Origin of the sequence: Bacillus cereus (genome assembly GCF_002561295.1) — a bacterium.
GTDB classification, from domain to species: domain Bacteria; phylum Bacillota; class Bacilli; order Bacillales; family Bacillaceae_G; genus Bacillus_A; species Bacillus_A cereus_S.
Genome location: NZ_NTUG01000047.1, coordinates 18,731 through 40,179, shown reverse-complemented (window position 1 = coordinate 40,179; position 21,449 = coordinate 18,731). Strand labels below are relative to the sequence as shown.

Below are 21,449 nucleotides of genomic sequence, written 5' to 3'. Positions count from 1 at the left end.
ACTATACAGAGTGTAGAGCACTTAAAGCAGATTCTTCATCTGCTAAAAAAAATACTGCCTTTCCTTTATTACACTCATATATAAAATCCGCAAGACTTTTACTATTATATACATTGAAGTCTCCAACAATAGCTAATTTTACGCCGTAGTTCATATACTTTTGTAAAATTTCACCCGCTAGACGAGTTCTTAAGTTGAAAAATCCCTCTGTCATATTCATTTTTTTCATCAATATTTTTTGACAATCATGCTCATAATTGATGGATGCCATTAAGTCTAATGCCCCTTGTACATCCTCTATTACGATATCAGTACTTTCTATAATAGCAACTTTAGAATTTTCCTTTTCATGAATACGTATTTTCATTCATATCCCCTCCTAACATTTTCTATCAAATTACTATTCCGCTTTTTTCTTTATATAATATTTTTAGCTACGATTTTCAAGTGCTCAGGCGCAATAATCTCTTTTATACTTTCTTGAAAGTCCTCATAAAGCATTTCTTCAAGGTGCTCAAGTGATACTTCAAGAGGTGTACACTCTAAGCTATCAATGTTTAATAAAGAATAATGTTCTTTTTTCTTTATTACTAAATATTGATTTTCTTCTGTTATAAGTAAAGAGCCTAATCTAACTCCCAATAAACGCCGATCATCGAATTTCACATTGTATCCCTCGCTTTATTCATAAATATACCGCAGAAATTTTTACATAATTAGCCAAATGTGTATATTTGCTATAAATCTATCACATATCACTCCAAAAGAATACATCTTATTCTCTAAAGTACTCTTAATTCTCCATATATTTCGGTGTAAAAAACTTTCTCAACATATAGAGATCACTTTTTTGTTTTCGGAATTATCAGAATAAGGTACAATAAATGTAATCAAGTTTAACCTCTCCTAATTGATGTACATATATTTTGATCGGTACAATTTGTTACCGATCCTTTTTTTATGAAAGTTCCTCCACTTCCCTTTCAATCATTGAAAACACAAATTCTGCATCTCGTCCCACCCCGCAAAGAAGTGCGGACCCTCTTTGATGCTGCCAAGGTAATCCAATATAGTATAATCCTCGTACTCCGCTAACACCTCTTGTGTGAATAGGTAATCCCGCTTGATTCAATGCCCCTTTCACTTCAATCCACTCATAATTTGGTATAAACCCTGTGGACCATATTACATTCTGAATATGGCATGTACTACTATCTGAAAAAATTACTTTATCCTGTAATGTACTTATGACTTTTGGTTTTACTGTTATCCCCCCATTACGGATGAGCTCCTTACATTCAAAACCAAATATAGGATCCTTCCGTTTCTGAAACCATCTTCCCCGCCTTGTATTAGTTCCAGCATATAATAGTCCTATTTTCTCAAGCCAGGTAAACATACTTCTCCCCATTATTGTAAGTGGTAAAAATGTAAAAGGTTGGCTTGTCGCAATCGTAACCTCGCGAGACGCTGCAAGTTCTGTCGCAATTTGTGTACCAGAGTTCCCCCCTCCAACGACAAGAACTGGCCCTTCAGGAATTTGTTTTGGTGAATGATATTGTGAAGAATGGATTTGAAAAATATCATTTGAGAAATTTTGAGACATGGCAGGAATGAAAGGCCTCTGAAAAGCACCTGATGCGATAATAACTCGTTTCGATTGTAAAATCTCTTTCGGGGTATAAACTTCAAACTCATTTCCTTTTTTCCTTATTTTTAGAACAGTTATATTTAACCTCACAGGTATAGAAAAATGTTTCGCATACGCTTCTAAATAATTTGCAATTTCATCTTTACTAGGAAATTCATTTTGATTTCCATTTAAATTCATCCCTGGTAATGCGCAGTAGCCTCTTGGCGTAAACAATTGTAAAGAATCGTATCGATTTCTCCATGAATCACCAATTCTTTTTTCTCCATCTAATAATACAAACTTATAATTTCCTTGCCGTAAATAATACCCCATCGCTAACCCTGCTTGACCAGCTCCTACTATAATTACGTCTAACATTTTTATCCCCTCGTTTCATCACTCCAACATATGAATATTTGTTCACATGTTCATATGTTTGGTTCCATCATATCCATTTTCTTTTTACAAATCAAGGGAAATAACAACAATTCTAATTGATTTATATACACAAAAAAGAGACACTCAATGATGGGAAAATTTCTTCATCATTAAGTGTCTCTTTTTCAGATTCCATTAAACATAATTACTAATTTTCTACAATAAGGATTGTATGGCATCAACCTACTATTTCTGCTAACCTAGTTAACATTTTTCATTATTGCTTCCAAACAATAATGAAAATACGATTCATTATAAACACCATTCCAAGGATAATAGCTAAGATTGTTTGATTAACAACATATAGAGCGAATGAGGTAACTCCAAAGAGTATTAATTCCAGAAGAAACCTATACGGTTCTGGCAACTTTAACGATGCTTTAGGTGCTATGAAAGCTCCCCATAATATCGCAAACATGAGTGGTGAGCCAATACAAAAAACAAATTTTGTATACACACTTTTCCCAACTTGAAACCCCCAATAGCCTAGTGATACTAGAGCACATAACTCTAGAAGAAATCGGATAACTAAATTTACACTCCGTTTATTTATAAACATCAGCTCCAAGCTTTTTTAAACGATCTATATTTATCACTTCAAAGCACCCTTTATTCTTTCTTATTACACTTTTATCACAAAGAGTATTTAATGTACGTAATAAGTGCCTATAGCTTGTTCCTAATAATTCCGATGTTTCCGTTAAATTCCCATTAAATATAATTCTTTGTTCATCTTTGGTAGCATGTTCTCCAGTCGCAAGAATGTAACTCGCTAATCTATTCTCAAGAGGATACAGTAAATTAATCGTGCTGTTTTTAGAAAGTCTATTTAACTTCTGAGATAAAGAGCCACAAATATATCGTAAAAAGGTTGCATCCTGAAGCAATTGTTCTCTAACTTTCTCTAATGGTATTCCAATGCAATAAGAATCCACCATCACTTGTACATTTGAAGCTGTTTTTTGGGAGTGGATTAACTCTACATCCCCCAATATTTGCAAGCTATCATAAAAACATAACAAGACAGATTTTCCATTACTTAATGTGTTATAAGCCTTTGCTTTTCCTTCTACAAAGAAATACAGATAGTGAATATCTTCATTCTCCTTACAAATATGTTCATTCTTTTTAAAAAGTAATAATTCCATATATGATTTCATGTCATCGCTAAAAAACGATTCAATATGATTCTGCTTCACAAACTCATCTAACTTATATGAATTACATATTTTCTTCATACATCCCCCACCCTTATAACTCATTTTCATTATAAATAAAATTTCTTCCTTTCACTATGACATATGTCATAGTTGCTCATGATTTAATCATGATACATTACATGTAAATTTATAAGGGGGAAACGTCATTGTATAATTTACTCTCAATTATTATAGGTGCTCTTATCGCCATTATGATTCCTTTAAATGGGATCTTATCTGAAATCACAGGTAACTATATGTCTAGTGTCCTAATTCATATTGTCGGATTAGTTGCCATTGTCATTGTTTTACTTGCTAGTAAATCTAAGCTTCGTATGCAAAAAGGGATACCACTTTATCTTTATAGCGCAGGAGCCATTGGTGTATTTACTGTACTGTTTAGTAACATAAGCTTCACAACGCTTGGCGTCTCTATCACAATTGCATTAAGTTTACTTGGGCAATCTGTTTCTTCTATTATTATCGATCATTTCGGCTTATTAGGTATGAAAGTCGTGAAATTTGAAAAGAAAAAAATGTTTGGATTACTACTGATTTCTTCAGGAATCATTGTAATGACTATTTTTTAATGGAGGATAAAGTTATGTTATATATTTGTATTGCCATATTAGTTGGAATCTCTATTGTAGTTGCAAGAATTATTAATGCTAACTTAGCAGCAAAGATTGGAATTTTCCAAGGAACATTTTTCAACTATATTACAGGACTGTTCTTTTCTTTCTTATTTTTACTCTTTAGCAATGAATCTCTTCACGTATCAACTACAACATTACAATCTATACCATTTGTAGTATATTTAGGAGGCTTAGTAGGTGTTATTGTAATCGTGCTATCAAACTATATTACTCCTAAAATCTCATCTTTCTATTTAACGTTATTGATTTTTGTAGGTCAATTATTTATGGGCGTTATGATTGATTTCTTCACATCAAATGATGTATCTATTGGTAAAATAATCGGGGGCTTTTTAGTATTACTTGGACTGACTTATAATTTAATGCTAGATAAGACATGCGAGCCTTTGAACAATAGTAGGATGCAGCTCTAACAACAGATAGAGTGATACTTTAATCATTGGGGCATAATTACCTGTTAGTGCAAGATAAAAAACAGAGAGAGCTATGCCCTCTCTGTTTTTTATCAAACTATACCCTTACTACTATAGATTAAAACACCACAAAAAAAGGTTGCTCTTTTTCATCTAAACTTTTTACAATTCTCTCTTTGAAATTTGACCACGTCACCATCTGTAATGCTTCTTCAACCGTAAAGAATCCGACTTCTAAACTCTCACTACTTGTTTCTAACTTGCCACCTATCGGTTTTGCTAGCCAACAAGTCGCACAAACACCTGAACTTAAATTTTGATATATACCACAAAATCTTGTCACATGAATATCAATTCCCGTTTCTTCTTTCACTTCCCTAATAGCAGCATCTTGAATAGATTCTCCTTCTTCAACCTGCCCCCCTGGCTGCTCCCATCCTCGATGTGGACCACGAATTAACAGGATCTTCCCCTCATCGTTTACGACAACAACACCCGCTGAAACATAATGTTTAGGATGACTCATATGAACACCTTCCCTCCATTCATTTGTACTTACCAGAGTATCAAATAGTAAATTTATGGTAGGTTTAGAGTGTGTGACAAAAGATGAACCAAAACACTCTTTTTTTATATTCAATTGAATCATTCTATTATAAGAAAGTTTGATATTTTTTTGTTCCTTGCTCAATCAGAACTCCCTTTAATGGAATAACCTTATTTCTAAAACAATGCCTATTAACTCGTTCAGTAATTCTCTGGCTTATTTTTATTAAAAACTAATGCCGGGTAGTCGGATGCCACGCCAGTCGCTTACATCACATTGACCATACTCATTATCACCCACTGCTACCACCGTGCCGTCAGATTTAAGACCGACGGTATGAGCACAACCCGCCGATATCGCTACAATATCGCGCCAATCACTTACATTACATTGGCCATACTGATTCCAACCCACTGCTACCACAGTACCGTCAGATTTAAGACCGACAGTATGATTACTACCCACCGCTATCGCCACAATGCCGCGCCAGTCGCTTACATCGCATTGGTCATTTTTATTATTCCCCACAGCCGTCACCATGCCGTCAGATTTAAGGCCAACGGTATGAAGATAACCAGCCGCGACCGCCACGATATCGCACCAGCCACTTACACTGCATTGGTCATACCGATTATTCCCCACAGCCGTCACCGTGCCGTCCAATTTAAGACCAATTGTATGCCAGTCCCCCGCCGCAACCGCTACGATATCACGCCAGCTACTTACATTGCATGCACCTTCATTCTTTCGGCCCACTGCTACCACCGTGCCATCACATTTAAGACCAATGGTACGACGCCAACCCGCCGATATCGCTACAATATCACGCCAGTCGTTTACATCGCATTGTTCATGCTGATTCCAACCCACAGCCGCCACAATACCGTCGGATTTAAGACCGATTGTATGAGCATTACCCGTGTTCGTCGCCATATGAACATTAGCAGCCGCGACCGCCACAATATCGTACCAGCCACTTACATCACATTGACCATATTTATTATCACCCACAGCCGTCACAGTACCGTCAGATTTAAGACCAACGGTATGACGACGACCCGCCGATATCGTATCTTTAGGCCACCGTTTCACCTTTAACACCGCTTCTTTCGGTGAAATGAAATCCATATTTTACCTCCTTGAATATAAGCAACTGTATCAAAATAAATATTTTTATCCAACTTTATTATAAATGATCTGACTTTTTTATAATGTAGTGTAGTGCTATCCTAAAGGGAAGTAAAAAAACCCCTCTTGGTAATAGCACTTTTTTATACCGTAAACAGTTGTTTTGTGCCTTTTAAAACACTTACAGGAAATTAGTATTTTTTAAGTCTTAATCTACCCCTGTTTCAATTTACTGCAGATTGTTTGCTTTTCGCGGCTACGCTTTCCTGAACACAATAGCAGCACCAAGCGCCGAGGCCGCCGGTACGAAGAGGTCGCCCGAGTTCGTCTCCGCTATCGGTAAACCATTCTCTTCGAGATAACTTCGGGTGTGGGAGATGTCGCTCACTGCTACCGCGTACCCGGCGAATCCCGACACCGGGGGGGGCCACTTCTCCTGGTAGCAGCTCTGACAACCGCGATCCGGGAACGATTGTGATGCCAGCTCCTTCCAAGTTGAAGATGTGCGTCACTCCATCCGTCCGGACCTCACAATCCAAGTATCGGCCGTATCGCCTAGTGAATTCGTCCAGCTCAGAATCGTCTACGCATAAGATTGATTCGACTAGATCCGTCGCCCCATTCGGATGGTTCGGAGGTATTTGCTCCTTCATTATGGCTAAGGGAGGATTTTCCGCTGCAGCCAGACGACCTTCGTGCACGTTGTCCCCGTCAATTTCCAAATAGCGCACGGGAATAAGTTGAATCCCCCCGGACATCTCAAGAGGTCGCTGCACGGTGTTAACGCCGCTATGACTGATTCCACTCCGTTGGAAACGATCCGCTGTCTGGTCAGCGGCCTCAGTACCGAAACAAAGAATATGCGCTCCTTCATAACGGGACAGACATCTGGAGACAGTATCGACAGTGCGTTTAATTTTTCCGATTATTGCTTGGAGCACATTCGGCGGTGCCTACAGCGGAACGAGTTTTGCATTGCTCGGAATCCTCGCGCCTTTCTCGGCAACCGTTACGATTTCGATGAAGCTTCCTAAAAACTCGGCATGCGAATTGGCTGCTCCGAATGGCTTCGGAGGTTCTCCTTCATTTTCGGCCATCGCTGGATAAGACGGCGGCGAACAGACAAACCCCAGTTTTCTGTACAGCTCGAGTGCAGCTTCCATATCGGAGACTACATGACCGACGTGATGAATGAATTTAATTTCAGCATGCATCTGCATCCACTCTCCTTGAATTCAATAATTGTGACAAAGGAAAAGTTTATTTTAATTACATTGAACAATTTGGGGTAGAGACACATAACTATCAAGCTAAAGTTTTATTGCACCTCTAGAACGAAATTTTTAGGCTTTCTTGTAACGAAGAAGCTTATTTATCATTTTTTTGGTGACTTGTTTTCTTAAGTTGATGGCAATGTGGTGGTACCCCAATTTATAATCCTTTGTTTAGTTGATTATTCTTATTTTTAAGAACCTCAATGCTTTACATCTGTGGATACGCCTCCTGCTATAGGCTATGTCCTCCTTCGAAACCAATTAATCCCTTATATAATTCCTTTGTTTTATACTCTTTCGCGTATAGTATGTAGTCTTTTATTTTCAACTAATTTATTCTGAAAAAACTACGGAAATTATCAAACTTTATTTTAAATCTACACCCTATTCTTCTATTCCATACCTTCCATCAAAAATAAATACCCTTTAACTATAATAATAGCTAAAGGGATATAACAGTACGACTTTATTCAAACATCACAATCGTAAATAGAAGAACAATTAGCTTATCAATGCAACTGATTTTTGGATACAAGAAATAAATTGCTGAATAAATTCATCGATTTCAGCTTTTGTAATAATATAAGGGGGAAGTAGACGAATAATATTCCCTTGTGTAACATCGACTAACATTCCTTTATCCAATAATTCTAATTGTAGTTTTTTCACATTTTCATTCGTATCATGAATACTAATTCCAAACATCATCCCACAGTGACGTACTTCTTTAATAAGATAAGGGTTTTCCTTCTGAATTTCTTGAAGTTTAGTATTTAAATATAATGACGTTTCATAAGACTTTCCCATTAAACCATCATCAATTAATGTATTTAATACAGCTAAACCTAAAGCCGTACCCATTGCTGAATGTGCAAATGTCGTTCCATGATCACCTGGTGAGAATATATCATAAAGTCGTGAACCTACTATTATTCCCCCTAACGGTGTACCGCCACCTGCTCCCTTACCAAATTGAATAATATCAGGTGTAATATCAAAATGCTGATAAGCAAACAACTTTCCAGTTCTCCCCATCCCACTTTGCACCTCATCAACAATAAATAACAAGTTATATTGTCTACAAAGTTCTTCTACACCTTTTACATATTCACCCGACAAAGGATATACCCCGCCACTTCCTAACACTGGCTCTAGCATAATAGCAATTGGGTTTTCCTTCTGTATCGTTCTTTCTAGCTCCTCTAAATTTTCTCGTTCCACTTCATATACAGGAATAGATGTACGCGGAAAATTTTGATATATACTTTCTTGTCTTGTAAAGTGAAGAGCACCTAACGTACGTCCATGAAAACTTTCTTTAAGTACAATCACTCCATCACGTTCTTGTTTCGTTATCTGTCTATACTTGTGGATTAATTTTAAAGTTGCCTCAGTAGCCTCCGCACCAGAGGTTGTGTAATAGACTTTCCCGTTCTTTAAAGAATGATCAACTAGTTTTTTTGCGTATTCAATAGCCACCGGGTTTAAGAAATGAAAGGGAAGATGTAAACATTTCGTACTTTGTTCAAAGGTAGCTTTTATGATATTAGGATGATTGTAACCTAATATATTCACTCCCACACCAGAAAATAAATCGAGATATTCTTTACCATTCACATCATAAAGCTTACAACCTTCTCCCTTTTCTATAGCAACTGGCATGCGGTGGTACGTAGACATTACATATTCTTTATCTAATTGAGACCAATCGGTCATGCATGATTCCCCCTAGGTGTAATCACATTAACTTCACACCATATTACATTTTCTAATACAAAATTCGAGTAACTACGTTATTAGAAACCTTCGCTCCTTCTAACTTGTAAAGAAGTTTCAATAATGGTATCCAATAGCTTGTTATAAGAAATTCCCGCTGCATGTGCACTTTTAGGCAGTAAACTATTCTTTGTCATCCCCGGTAATGTATTCACTTCCATCACATACGGGATCCCATCTTTTATCATCATATCTACTCTCGCATAAACACTACATTTTAATGTTTTATAACACGCCATTGCAGCTTCTGCGACACGTTCATATGTTGCAAGCGGAAGTTCTACAACTTCTTCAATCGTAGCGACATCATCATATTTCGCATGATAATCAAAAAATTCGGCTGTATGTTGAATCGAAATAATCGGTAAAAGCTTTCCGTCTAAAATAGAACATGTAATTTCTTCACCTTTTATATATTTTTCAATCACGATTTCAGCATCCCATTTGAATACATCTTCAAGGGAGGCAAGTAAAGTCTCCTTATCGTATACGATTTTTACTCCTACGCTGGAACCACCTGAGTTTGGTTTTACTACTAACGGATATCCCATTTTATCTATTTCATCAAGCTGAAGCTCTTCCCTATTTGAAAGATGAATCCAGTCTGGCGTTTCAATTCCGTCATAACGAATCATTTTTTTCGAAAGATTTTTATCCATACAAATGCCGCTTGATAGCATGCCGCTTCCTGTATATGGAACGCCTAGCGTTTCTAATGTACCTTGAATTGTGCCGTCCTCCCCATATTCTCCATGAAGTGCTAACAATGCAATATCAAGATTGCTTCCTTTTTCAACAAGCTCTTTTTTATCGTGTAGTGTAATAGGGACAATTTCATACTTATTCTTATCCAAATGCGCAATCATTTCTTCCCCCGTCATGAGGGACACTTGTTTTTCGGAGGACACGCCTCCCATAATAACGCCGACTCTCATTTTTCCAACTCCTCATATTCATTTTTCAACGTATCACCAATTATTTTAATTCCACTTAGAATATCCTCTTCTTTTAACCGAGAAAATCCTAATCGAAATGTATTGCTTCCCTTTCCATCTGTGTAAAAGACATCTCCAGGAGAAAAAACAACTCCGTTTTCATAACATTTTTTCAAAAGTGTACGTGCATGTATTCCTTCTTCTAATTCTATAAAAAGATGAAGTCCTCCATCTCCAGTCATTCTTTTATATGGAATGTATTTCTTACAAGAATGAAGGGCTAGTTCATATTTTTTCTTATAAATGGCCTTGGCCTTTTTTAAATATTTTTCGAAATAGCCGTCATGTAAATATTGATAAAGTACCGCTTGATCTAATGTGGACGTATGAATATTACGCGCTCTTTTCATACTTTCCAAGTAGTGGATTAATTTCTTATCCGCTAAAATCCAACCGACACGTAAGCCCGGGAAAAGAACTTTTGAAAAACTACTAATATAAATAACGTTGTTCCCGGGTCCAGAAAACGTCAATAACGGCGCTAAATGTGAGCCTGAATAACGTAACTCCTCATTAAAGCCATCCTCTACAATTGGAATTTGGTATTTTGAAAAAAGCTTCATCATTTCAGATCTTTTTTCGGAGGAGGTTACAATTCCAGTAGGATTATGGTAGGAGGGAATTAGATAGGCAAAATCAAAATCTGTTTCAGATAAACTTTTCTCAACTTTCCCAATATCAATCCCATCATCCTTCATCTCTATCCCATGGATTTCATATCCATGTAATCGAAACAGCTTTAATGCTGTATGATGGGTAGGATTTTCACAAAGAATACGCCCCGATTTTTTAGCTAGGGCAGATAATAAAATATCAAGCCCCTCAGTAAAGCCATTCGTGATAAGAATATCTTTATTGGAAATGTCTACTCCTTTCATTTCCATATAATGAAGAAGGTACTGAATTAAAGGTCTATAACCTTTGGCATATCCGTAGTTCAAAATGATATCCCCTTCACTCGATAACCTCGTCAAAAAAGCTCGTTTAAAATTTTCGACATCAAAAAGTTTTTCATCCGGGGCAATACTATTGAACGAAATCATACCTTTTTCCCAGCGAACACCGTGCTTCATTAAATCTAATTCATCAGCTTGGAAGGTCACTTCATTGAGCCTTGTTTCCCAATTTAGTTCGATAGACGGCGTTTTAGATGCATCGACTTTTCCGACAAAATTTCCTTTTCCCTTTATCGCATAAATTAGGCCTTCTTGCTCTAATTCTGCGTAAGTAGTAAGGATAGTCGTTCTGCTAACCGATAATAATTTGCTTAATTCTCGGGTAGATGGGAGCTTCTGATGCTCCAATAGTTGGCCTTTCATAATCATTTTTTTCAAATAATCCTTTACTTGAATATAAACAGGACGATTATCTACAAACTTAAAATCATTAAACACTGCCTTGCCCCCTTATTATCATTTTCACATAATTACATTTATTTCAACAGGTCCACTACATATGTATTTTCTTTAACTAGTGGTATGGTTTAAAACACCATTCAGACAACTTTTTTATAAATATCATGAGTTTATTTTATAAATTACCTAATCAGACTGCCGTCTTTGAACAACAACAAAGCATATCTGAGAAACCTCAGATATGCTTTCATTTTACATACAGTGCATCATAATGTTAATGCCTTTAGTTATGTGATTCACTTTCACATTTTTGAATCGCTGCTTTTTTAGGCATGAAACATGCAAAAATGAATGCCACAAAGGATAAGAATAGCATAAATACATAGGCATCACTTGAACTAAAGATAGAAGATAATTTCGCTAGTTGCATAGCTGAAATATTTCCATTTTCCATAGATAACTCCGAAGCATTAGAAGTTGCTTGTATTGTATACACCGTGATAACAACTGCGGTTCCAATAGCGCCTGCTAATTGGCGGATGGTATTATTTACTGCTGAACCATGCGAACCAAGTTCTCTTGGTAAAGCATTCAACCCCGCTGTATTTAAAGGCATCGAAATAAAACTTAATCCAATTCGTAAAATAATAGTACGAACCATTACATACATATAAGTTGTCGATTCAGTCAAATCAATTACACCCCACATTGAAATAATGATAAATACTAAACCTGTAATAAAAAGTGGTTTCGCTCCATATTTATCATACAGTTTACCTGTGATAGGTGATAAGAAGGCATTAATCACAGCTCCAGGTAATAGAAGTAGGCCTGATTCAAATGCGGTAAAACCTCGCCCATTTTGCAAATAAATTGGTAAAAGAATTAAATCCGCATACATAATCATCGTAATAAGTATGTTAATGACTGATGTAAGAGTGAAAATTTTATACTTAAATACGGATAAATTTAATAACGGATCCTTAGACTTTATTTGACGTAAACAGAATAGAATTGTAGCGATTATCCCGATGATAATTGTTGTAATAACAACTGGATGAGCCCACCCTTTGCTTCCTGCACTACTAAATCCAAATAAAATACAACCAAAGCCAATCGTTGATAACATAACACTCACGATATCTAATTTTGCTTTTGTTGTGTCTGCAACATTCATTAAATATTTAAACGCAAGAATAATTACGATTAATACAAATGGAGCTAATCCAATAAATAGCCATCTCCATGATACATATTCAATGATAAAGCCAGACAATGTTGGAGCGATGGCTGGTGCAAAAATGATGGTTCCCATAATACTTCCACGCTTTTCACTTGGATATAAATATAAAATAACCGTCATCATGAGTGGCATCATAATTCCTGCCCCAATTGCTTGAATCATTCTTCCTGTTAACAGCATGCTAAAGTTCATGGCACAAGCACATAACACAGTCCCCATAAACAAAAAGAACATCGAGCTAATAAACAGCTGCCTTGTTGTAAAACGTTTCATTAAAAATGCTGTAATTGGTACTAAAACACCGTTTACGAGCATAAAACCTGTTGATAACCATTGTATAGTTGCAGCTTTAACATCAAACACTTCCATTAAATTACTCATTGCCACATTTAATAGTGTCTGATTTAATGTTGATAAAAAACAGCCAGCAATTAAGACAATTAATATGACTTTTTTATTTCTTTCTGATATTTCTTTTTGCATGAATAAACTCCTTCATTCCCACCTTGAATTATCGACACCATGTCGATAAAATTAATGGTAACAAAATATATTTTCTTTGACCATGAACAGTTTTTTTGAAAATGTTCACTACTCGACATAGAGAGTATGCAATGTCGAGTAAGTCAAGGAAAAATCTATAAAGGGGTTTAAAAATGTCTACACCTAAAAAAGAAGACCCTCGTACAGTTCGTTCAAGGGAAATGTTCAAAAATGCTGTTTTTTCTCTCTTGTGTGAGGATCCTAGTGTTTCAAGTTTAACTGTTCAGAAAGTCGCAACTAAAGCAGGATTAAATCGGACAACATTTTACTTACATTATCAAGATATTCAAGATTTACTAGACCAAATTACGAATGAGATTTTAAATGAGCTTTCTAATAAAATTGCTGATTTAATACACGAAAAAGATTTATCAGAAAAACAAAAGCTAACACAATTACTTGATTACTTATATACCCACCGAGGTTATTTATTTGTTTTATTTAAAATGAATCAATTTGAAGAGCAATTGTTTTTATTTTTAAAGGAATTAATAGAAACGAGAAGAGAGAATACGAAAAAAGAGTTACCTAATAATTATGTTGCGGTTGATATAAAAACAGCCTCATTAGTAGGTATCATAATGTGGTGGATAAGAAATGGACTACACTTTAGTTCAGATTATATTGCAAATCAAATTTATTTCATGTACAAAGGGTAATCATTCATCAATATTATTGGTGTAGTTTTGGAAGCCTTATAGTTATTGATCTTAAGGTTGACTAACCAGTACCAAATAGTGATATTTCTTGTGCAACTAAAGCTAGTTCAACAAAAAAGACTGTCGAAGTAAAACCCCAGAAATCCAAAGGTCTCTGGGGTTTTATTATATATTTATCTCTTTTTGCTTTTTGGTTTGTTTATGTCTATAAAGGAATTTACGACCTATTAGAGAAATCAGTAATAAGATCAGTATGAGTACGAAAAATTGCATATATGATAAATTAAAATATTGAGCACCTGTAACAATTAAAAGTGTAGAAATCGTACCTTTTACAATGAAAAAAATAATAACCCATAATCCGCCTTTTTTCCAGTTCATTTTTATATTATCCCTTCCTACGTTTAAATTCATAAAAAAATCAGTGATAGTTTTTGAAAGTGATACCTTAATGGAAATCTATTACATAAATAAAAAAGTAGACTTTTTTCATAAAAATCATGCCCAATTAAATGTGACGACTTCATATTAAATGAAAATGATATTCAATGTCAATTTTTTAACGTTTTTTATTCCGAGCGTCTCCATAATGGTATGATTTGAATAACCATTCTTTTAATCTCAATCACTTTCCACTTTGTTTCTTCTCGGTAATGAACTCTTGTCTTCAAACGAAAAACACCTCCATTGAATTTGCATACTTAGTATGCGAATTCAGGAGGTGTTTTCTCATGTACCACTATTCGGGTTCACTTCACTTTACATGTTCATTTATCCATCTCCGCATCATCTGTAATTCTTCATTAGAAGCAGTCCCTTCCCCATATCTTACTTTTTCATAGATTGGAATAATAGGATCACCTTTATGAATACGGGAAAACCATTGTTGGACCGTCTCTTGTAATCTTCTTTTTTCAAACTTCGGTAATGTCATTTCCCATTTGATTAACATTGCACGCACTTCTTCTATTGGAAGGATTGAGCTATCTTGATCCTCTTGTTCTACATGCCCCTCAACTTTTCGTATTTCTTTTTGCTTCAAATCAATATGATGAATCTCCTGCTTCTTATTCCGCATACGACGAAAGATGAAAAATAGGATGAACACTACTAAGACAACGATGCCAATTTGTAGAAATATATTTTCAGTGCTAACGCCTAGAAACTCTATGCCACCAATTGGCACTTTTCTATCTCGAGGGATTCCTTTGTGGTCCTCTTTCTTATAATATCCATCTTTATTAAAATCTAATGTACCTTCTAGCCAATATAATACTCTTGAACCCTCCTCTGGTTCAATCGGTGTCCCTTCTTCTCCTGTTGGTATCCATCTTCTTTGTGTTAGCGGTTCACCACCCTCTCCTACCTTTGATTGAGAAGTGTCTAATATCTGTCCCTTTGCAAAAAAAGCACCTTTCGTTATTCCAAGCGCTAATAGAAAGCAAAGACCAATAGCTATGAAACAAAATATAACACGTGATCCCCATTTCAATTTTCTCACCGTTCCTCCCTTTACTTCACAATTTGCACCCATCCTTTTTGTTTTTCAGGTGGATATCCAATAATTAATGGAATACAGCCCGCTTCTTGTCTGCGAAATCCAGTTTGATAGAAAAAATGTGTATTCAGAGGTGTATCTTTTTCCGTTAATGAGGATAACAAATCCATCGCTTTATACAGTTGTTTCCGGTGTTTTCCTCCCTTTAAATGAATGACACCTTGTTCCCGTACACCATTTATCCATAATTCGAACGAACAATCCTGTGAAATTAACTCCCGACATACTCCAGCAGCGACTTGAATTAAATATTCCATATCAGTGCGAAGTGTATATCCTGTTTTACCTAATAGATTTACATATAATGCATATCGATCACCTTGTGTATATTCGTACTTTTTCGCACTTATCACTCCAGTTTTCGCAGTCGCTCCCCAATGAATCGAACGAAATGGTTCCCCTTCATACTCTTTTACACCTACTATTTTCGTTTCATCATATAACGGAGAAACAGCCGCTCTGCGAAACCCGTGCTTCCAAGTTGTCATTTCTGGTATTGTTACTTTCGACATTTGCGGAAGAATATGAAATTCAGGGAGCCTCTTTTGTTCGATAGGTAAATAATATGTTAAAAGGCCAAACGGATCTGATAGTATTACTTCCGCTGCTTGCCACCCTTGTCTTCCTCTTTCATTTCCATTCCCTTCTAACGTAACTGTTATCATGTCTCTTCCTTCTAATTGGAAAGGTATTTGATAAGAATGATGCGAACGCCTCATCTCCTGGTCTGTTTCCCATTCCACTTGTTCATCAGAGCGAAACTGAAGAGCTGCTTTAAAAATCGGGAATCGCGCCTCATTGATAATTTGTACGACACATTCTCCTCTTTCGTTCATAAACAGTCTCTGTTGATTTTGAGAAATATCCCATCTTACTTTCATGATTGCCTTCATATAGAAATTCAAAAATCCGACTAACAACAAATAAAGCAAAAAGATTGCTACAATGAAAAATTGATTCGTAAATACAACGAGAATAAGACAAATCACACCAACTCCGCCTATAAAGAGTGGCTCTAACAACGGATGTTTCTTTATTATCGTCTCATTCATACGCTTTCCACTGGCACTGCAAGTTTTTCTAAAATCCCTTGCAGTACATCTACTTTTGTTGTTTTCATATCTCCTTCAATCGTCAGCGTTAATCGGTGCGCACAAACAGGAGCAGCTAAAACTTTCAAATCATCAGGAGTTACATACTCTCTTCCTTTTAATAAAGCTCTTGCTTGTACCGCTCTCATAAACGCTAACGACCCACGCGGACTCACTCCAATTTCTACTAACTCATGTTTCCGCGTCGCTTCTACAATATCAAGCAAGTATTCTTCCACCTCATCATGTACATGAATCTTTTTCGATTGCTCTTGTAACTCCAATATGTCAGCGAGAGTTACAACACTTTGCAGGTCGTTAAATGGATTATTTTCTTTAAATCGTTTTAACATTTCTTTTTCATATGTACGATTTGGATACCCTTGGCGAATCGTTAATAGAAAACGATCTAACTGCGCATCTGGAAGCGTAAATGTTCCTGCCGACTCTAATGGATTTTGCGTTGCGAGTACAATAAATGGATTTGGTAATACATGCGTTACACCCGCAATTGTTACCGTTCGCTCCTCCATTACTTCTAACAACGCCGATTGCGTCCGCGGAACTGCCCTGTTAATTTCATCTACTAATACTAGATTCGCAAAAATAGGGCCCTTTCTCGTTTTAAAATCACTTTCTTTCATATCAAAATACTCTAATCCTACTACATCACCAGGCAAAGTATCAGAAGTAAACTGAATACGCTGAAAAGCACCATCAATACTCCTCGCAAGCGTTTTAGCTAACGTTGTTTTCCCCGTCCCTGGTACATCTTCTAATAAAACATGCCCATTTGCGACTAGCGCAATCATTGCCAAATCTATTACTTCTTCTTTACCGATAATCACTTTTGAAACATTTTCTTTAATTTTTTCTAATATAGTCATATTTTTAATCCACCTTTTTATTATTTGACTTTTCTGATATTTTAACATAATAGTCACTTTCTATAAACTGGAAATTCCTCTTCAACCACACCTCATATCTTCTCTTTTCCATGTATACAAAAACGATTTGTACATAGGTAGGAATTGATTGCATAAAAGAATGAATCTTCAATTCACGAGGAAACATGGCCCCTCTGTTAGCAAGTGGGAAAACTAATCGCCCAGAATCAGCCTGGATTAATCAATCCTTTACCCAGCATCATAATCATAAGCATATTGGTAAAGTATAGAAATAAAGCTAAACGATCTATGATTAACTTTTAATCCCAATCCTTTTTCCAACCAAATTATCCTTTTATTGTAAAAGGAATTGAATTGGATGTTCTCGCAGACCAGCATCCGGAGGAACTCACTGTCATGTTGTTATCATCCGTTGCATATCAACTGGCCCCACTCATGTTTTGGGGAACTTTACAACTGTAACAAAAGACAGAAAGAGATGGAAACAAGTTATCAAACACATCTTAAAAGTAAACTTTTTAAAGTAGTGCAGATAGGTAAAATTTCTCAAGCAAGAATAATCACTAAGACATGCTCTTTTGAAAGGATGTTTTTAATGAAAAAGCTTAATGATATTCCACAACCTAAAACGTTTGGTCCATTAGGTAATGTACCTCTACTTGATAAAGATAAACCGCTCCTATCGTTTATCAAGCTGGCGGAAGAGTACGGTCCCATTTTTCGGCTTCAAACTCCAGGAAGTACCGCCATTATCGTTTCTGGACATGAACTGGTAGCAGAGGTCTGTGACCAGTCACGGTTCGATAAAAGTGTAGAAGGTCCTTTAGCAAAGGTTCGTCCCTTTGCTGGAGACGGGTTATTTACAAGTGGAACACACGAGCCTAACTGGAGCAAAGCTCATAATATTCTGATGCCTACATTTAGCCAGCGGGCAATGAAGGATTACCATACCATGATGGTCGATATTGCCGTACAGCTCGTTCAAAAATGGGCACGGCTTAATCCGAATGAAGAAGTGGATGTCCCGGAGGATATGACCCGTCTTACATTGGACACGATTGGTTTATGCGGTTTTAATTACCGATTCAACAGTTATTATCGTGAGACTCCTCATCCTTTTATCACCAGCATGGTCCGTGCTCTAGATGAAGCGATGCATCAAACACAACGATTAGATATACAGGACAAACTCATGGTGAGAACGAAACGTCAATTTCAGCATGATATCCAAGCCATGTTTTCTTTAGTGGATAATATTATTGCCGAGCGTAAGGCCAATGGAAACCAGGAAGAAAATGATTTGCTTTCCCGTATGTTAAATGTGAAGGATCCTGAAACGGGCGAAAAACTGGATGATGAAAATATTCGTTTCCAAATCATCACCTTTTTAATAGCCGGGCACGAGACAACAAGTGGATTGTTATCCTTTGCGATCTATTACTTATTAAAGAATCTGGATAAATTGAGAAAAGCCTATGAAGAAGTAGATCAGGTATTAACAGGGCCCACTCCGACATATCAACAAGTTCTGCAGCTTAAGTATATCCGGATGATTTTAAATGAATCGCTACGTCTATGGCCTACCGCACCAGCATTCAGCCTTTATGCAAAAGAAGACACGGTGATTGGTGGAAAATATCCGGTAAAGAAAAGAGAAGATCGGATTACGGTTCTTATTCCACAGTTGCATCGAGATAAAGATGCATGGGGGGACAATGCAGAAGAATTCCATCCCGAACGGTTTGAAGATCCGGATAAAGTTCCTCATCATGCTTATAAGCCATTTGGAAATGGCCAGCGGGCATGTATCGGTATGCAGTTTGCCCTTCATGAGGCCACTCTCGTACTAGGAATGCTTCTCCAGCATTTTGAATTCATCGATTATGCGAATTATGAGCTGGACATTAAACAAACATTAACGTTAAAGCCAGGTGATTTTAAGATAAAGGTTCGATTCCGAAATCAAGCTGCCATCCGTCCATCTGTCCTAATACCTGTAGCAGCAACGCCGGAGGACCACAAGACGGAACAGCAAGTTCAGAATGCAGCTTCTCTCCAAGGACTCAATAATCGTCTGCTTCTTGTTCTTTACGGCTCTGATACTGGAACTGCTGAGGGTGTAGCACGGGAACTTGCGGATACAGCGAGTTTGCATGGCGTACGGACTGAAGTATCGCCTTTAAATGACCGAATTGGTAACTTACCGAAAGAAGGGGCCATTCTCATTGTTACTTCTTCTTATAACGGAAAGCCACCGAGCAATGCTGGACAATTCGTACAATGGCTTGAAGAACTACAACCTGGTGAGCTACAAGGTGTTCATTATGCGGTGTTTGGCTGTGGAGATCATAACTGGGCCAGTACCTATCAGAATGTCCCAAGATATATTGACGAGCAGATGGCTCAACAAGGAGCCACAAGGTTCTCAACACGCGGGGAGGGAGATGCAAGTGGAGACTTTGAGGAACAGCTCAATCAATGGAAACAAAGTATGTGGTCGGATGCGATGAAAGCTTTTGGATTGGAGCTCAATGAAAATGTAGAAAAAGAACGCAGTACCCTAAGCCTTCAGTTTGTCAGTGGCCTTGGAGGGTCTCCTCTTGCTCGTTCGTACGAAGCAGTGAATGCAACTATTGTGGAAAATCGCGAACTCCAATCAACTGGCAGTGATCGGAGCACTCGGCATATCGAGGTGGCCCTACCGCAAGGAGTTACTTATCACGAAGGAGACCATCTCGGAGTGCTTCCACACAACAGTGAGGAAAATGTCAGCCGCGTTCTCCGTAGGTATAATTTGAATGGAAATGATCAAGTAGTGCTGACAGCAAGCGGACGAAACGCAGCTCATCTGCCACTTGATATGCCTGCTAGTTTACGTGATCTGCTTAGCTATAGTGTGGAAATGCAGGAAGCAGCAACCAGAGCACAAATACGGGAACTGGCATCTTTTACGGTTTGCCCCCCGCACAAACGCGAATTAGAAACTTTAGTGGAAGAGGAAATTTACAAGGAGCAAATATTAAAAAAACGTATTTCCATGTTAGATCTTCTCGAAAAGTACGAAGCATGTGAAATGCCGTTTGAGCGGTTTTTAGAACTTCTCCCTGCACTCAAACCGCGTTACTATTCTATTTCAAGCTCACCACTCGTTGCCCAGGATCGCCTGAGTATTACAGTTGGTGTTGTAAGCGGACCTGCACGGAGTGGACGAGGCGAATATAAAGGGGTCGCTTCTAACTATTTAGCTCAACGTCACAACGAAGACAATATTGCTTGTTTTATTCGTACTCCACAATCCGGTTTTCAGTTGCCCAAAAATCCTGAAACGCCAATTATCATGGTTGGACCAGGAACTGGGATTGCACCATTCCGAGGATTTTTACAATCACGTCGCATCCAGAAACAGCAAGGCATAAAGTTAGGAGAAGCTCATCTATATTTCGGTTGTCGTCATCCTGAACAGGATTATCTCTATCGTACAGAATTAGAAAAAGATGAAAAGGATGGCATATTATCCTTACACACAGCTTTTTCGCGTCTGGAAGGACATCCCAAAACATATGTACAGCATTTAATGAAACAAGATGGAGACAAGTTAATTTCTTTATTAGATAACGGTGCTCATCTTTATATATGCGGTGATGGAAGTCGAATGGCTCCGGATGTAGAGGATACTCTTTGTCAAGCTTATCAGCGAAATCATGGGATAAGTGAACAAGAGGCAAAAAGTTGGTTAGACCAATTGCAACGTGAAGGACGATATGGAAAAGATGTGTGGGCTGGAATCTAAGCTCCGTATTAGACAGTAATACACAATATTTAAAAACAAAAATCCCGTATCCTTTATTGGATTTGGGATTTTTACTTAAACATAGATATCCAATTTTCTTTAAAGATGTTATTCCACGAAATGGCCCGATTGTTGAATAAAGAAATGCTCTACAAAATAGATCTTTTTATCAAACTTTTTTACAAATTATCAAACTTTATTTTAAATCAACATCTATGAGTATTTAATTTATTTTTCATTTTT

General features: G+C 37.1%; 19 protein-coding genes and 2 pseudogenes. 4 read left to right on the top strand and 17 right to left on the bottom strand.

Annotated features, from left to right (window positions below):
• Window position 1: 1 nt before the first annotated feature.
• The 5 genes from CN373_RS22520 to yeiL all read right to left on the bottom strand — a co-directional run bounded on the left by CN373_RS22520 (window position 2) and on the right by yeiL (window position 3,309).
• Window positions 2-367 carry a DUF4180 domain-containing protein gene (locus CN373_RS22520; RefSeq protein WP_098360188.1) on the bottom strand — a complete coding sequence of 122 codons (366 nt, stop codon included), beginning with the start codon at window positions 365-367 and terminating at the stop codon, window positions 2-4.
• A 50-nt stretch (window positions 368-417) separates the two neighbouring features.
• The gene (locus CN373_RS22515; RefSeq protein ID WP_000666954.1) at window positions 418-666 is read right to left on the bottom strand and encodes a hypothetical protein; all 249 of its coding nucleotides are present in this window, start codon (window positions 664-666) and stop codon (window positions 418-420) included.
• A 292-nt stretch (window positions 667-958) separates the two neighbouring features.
• Window positions 959-2,011, bottom strand: a complete 1,053-nt coding sequence (locus tag CN373_RS22510) for a flavin-containing monooxygenase (RefSeq protein WP_098360187.1) — start codon at window positions 2,009-2,011, stop codon at window positions 959-961.
• A gap of 277 nt (window positions 2,012-2,288) precedes the next feature.
• A complete protein-coding gene (locus CN373_RS22505) occupies window positions 2,289-2,630 on the bottom strand; it encodes a YrdB family protein (protein WP_000470457.1) in 342 nt (113 codons plus the stop codon).
• Window positions 2,617-3,309 (bottom strand): transcriptional regulator YeiL, encoded by a 693-nt coding sequence (gene yeiL / locus CN373_RS22500; RefSeq protein ID WP_098360186.1) that lies wholly within the window; start codon window positions 3,307-3,309, stop codon window positions 2,617-2,619. Before yeiL ends, CN373_RS22505 begins: the two co-directional genes overlap by 14 nt.
• A gap of 128 nt (window positions 3,310-3,437) precedes the next feature.
• Here yeiL and CN373_RS22495 point away from each other — a divergent pair, with 128 nt between their 5' ends.
• Window positions 3,438-3,860: a DMT family transporter gene (locus CN373_RS22495; protein ID WP_000282523.1), complete on the top strand. Its 423-nt coding sequence runs from the start codon at window positions 3,438-3,440 to the stop codon at window positions 3,858-3,860.
• Window positions 3,861-3,874: 14 nt separating this feature from the next.
• Window positions 3,875-4,339: a DMT family transporter gene (locus tag CN373_RS22490; protein WP_098360185.1), complete on the top strand. Its 465-nt coding sequence runs from the start codon at window positions 3,875-3,877 to the stop codon at window positions 4,337-4,339.
• Between the two features lie 118 nt (window positions 4,340-4,457).
• On the opposite strand, the gene CN373_RS22485 is transcribed toward CN373_RS22490, so the two are convergent.
• The 7 genes and pseudogenes from CN373_RS22485 to CN373_RS22455 all read right to left on the bottom strand — a co-directional run bounded on the left by CN373_RS22485 (window position 4,458) and on the right by CN373_RS22455 (window position 13,140).
• A complete protein-coding gene (locus CN373_RS22485; protein ID WP_098360221.1) occupies window positions 4,458-4,865 on the bottom strand; it encodes an NUDIX hydrolase in 408 nt (135 codons plus the stop codon).
• Window positions 4,866-5,111: 246 nt separating this feature from the next.
• A complete protein-coding gene (locus CN373_RS22480; RefSeq protein ID WP_098360184.1) occupies window positions 5,112-6,014 on the bottom strand; it encodes an RCC1 domain-containing protein in 903 nt (300 codons plus the stop codon).
• Between the two features lie 224 nt (window positions 6,015-6,238).
• A pseudogene (locus tag CN373_RS22475) lies at window positions 6,239-7,177 on the bottom strand (VOC family protein).
• A 612-nt stretch (window positions 7,178-7,789) separates the two neighbouring features.
• A complete protein-coding gene (locus CN373_RS22470; RefSeq protein WP_000133095.1) occupies window positions 7,790-9,004 on the bottom strand; it encodes an aspartate aminotransferase family protein in 1,215 nt (404 codons plus the stop codon).
• A gap of 80 nt (window positions 9,005-9,084) precedes the next feature.
• Window positions 9,085-9,999, bottom strand: coding sequence for a D-alanine--D-alanine ligase (locus tag CN373_RS22465; RefSeq protein WP_001263728.1), 915 nt, complete (start codon window positions 9,997-9,999; stop codon window positions 9,085-9,087).
• Window positions 9,996-11,453 carry a PLP-dependent aminotransferase family protein gene (locus tag CN373_RS22460; RefSeq protein WP_000481316.1) on the bottom strand — a complete coding sequence of 486 codons (1,458 nt, stop codon included), beginning with the start codon at window positions 11,451-11,453 and terminating at the stop codon, window positions 9,996-9,998. Before CN373_RS22460 ends, CN373_RS22465 begins: the two co-directional genes overlap by 4 nt.
• A 244-nt stretch (window positions 11,454-11,697) precedes the next feature.
• A complete protein-coding gene (locus tag CN373_RS22455) occupies window positions 11,698-13,140 on the bottom strand; it encodes a DHA2 family efflux MFS transporter permease subunit (RefSeq protein WP_098360183.1) in 1,443 nt (480 codons plus the stop codon).
• 173 nt (window positions 13,141-13,313) lie between these two features.
• On the opposite strand from CN373_RS22455, the gene CN373_RS22450 reads away from it, so the two are divergent.
• Window positions 13,314-13,859, top strand: a complete 546-nt coding sequence (locus CN373_RS22450) for a TetR/AcrR family transcriptional regulator (RefSeq protein ID WP_098360182.1) — start codon at window positions 13,314-13,316, stop codon at window positions 13,857-13,859.
• 165 nt (window positions 13,860-14,024) lie between these two features.
• On the opposite strand, the gene CN373_RS22445 is transcribed toward CN373_RS22450, so the two are convergent.
• From CN373_RS22445 to CN373_RS22430, 5 genes and pseudogenes are all read right to left on the bottom strand, one after another.
• Window positions 14,025-14,240, bottom strand: coding sequence for a hypothetical protein (locus tag CN373_RS22445; RefSeq protein ID WP_001104099.1), 216 nt, complete (start codon window positions 14,238-14,240; stop codon window positions 14,025-14,027).
• Between the two features lie 171 nt (window positions 14,241-14,411).
• Window positions 14,412-14,530, bottom strand: a pseudogene (locus CN373_RS25345) (IS3-like element ISBt2 family transposase); the annotation flags it as partial.
• A gap of 83 nt (window positions 14,531-14,613) precedes the next feature.
• Complete coding sequence (locus tag CN373_RS22440) at window positions 14,614-15,360, bottom strand: hypothetical protein (protein WP_098360181.1); 747 nt, start codon at window positions 15,358-15,360, stop codon at window positions 14,614-14,616.
• A gap of 11 nt (window positions 15,361-15,371) precedes the next feature.
• A complete protein-coding gene (locus CN373_RS22435) occupies window positions 15,372-16,469 on the bottom strand; it encodes a DUF58 domain-containing protein (RefSeq protein ID WP_098360180.1) in 1,098 nt (365 codons plus the stop codon).
• Window positions 16,466-17,395, bottom strand: coding sequence for an AAA family ATPase (locus tag CN373_RS22430; protein ID WP_235674876.1), 930 nt, complete (start codon window positions 17,393-17,395; stop codon window positions 16,466-16,468). Before CN373_RS22430 ends, CN373_RS22435 begins: the two co-directional genes overlap by 4 nt.
• A gap of 616 nt (window positions 17,396-18,011) precedes the next feature.
• On the opposite strand from CN373_RS22430, the gene CN373_RS22425 reads away from it, so the two are divergent.
• Window positions 18,012-21,206, top strand: a complete 3,195-nt coding sequence (locus tag CN373_RS22425) for a bifunctional cytochrome P450/NADPH--P450 reductase (RefSeq protein WP_113745341.1) — start codon at window positions 18,012-18,014, stop codon at window positions 21,204-21,206.
• Window positions 21,207-21,449: the final 243 nt, after the last annotated feature.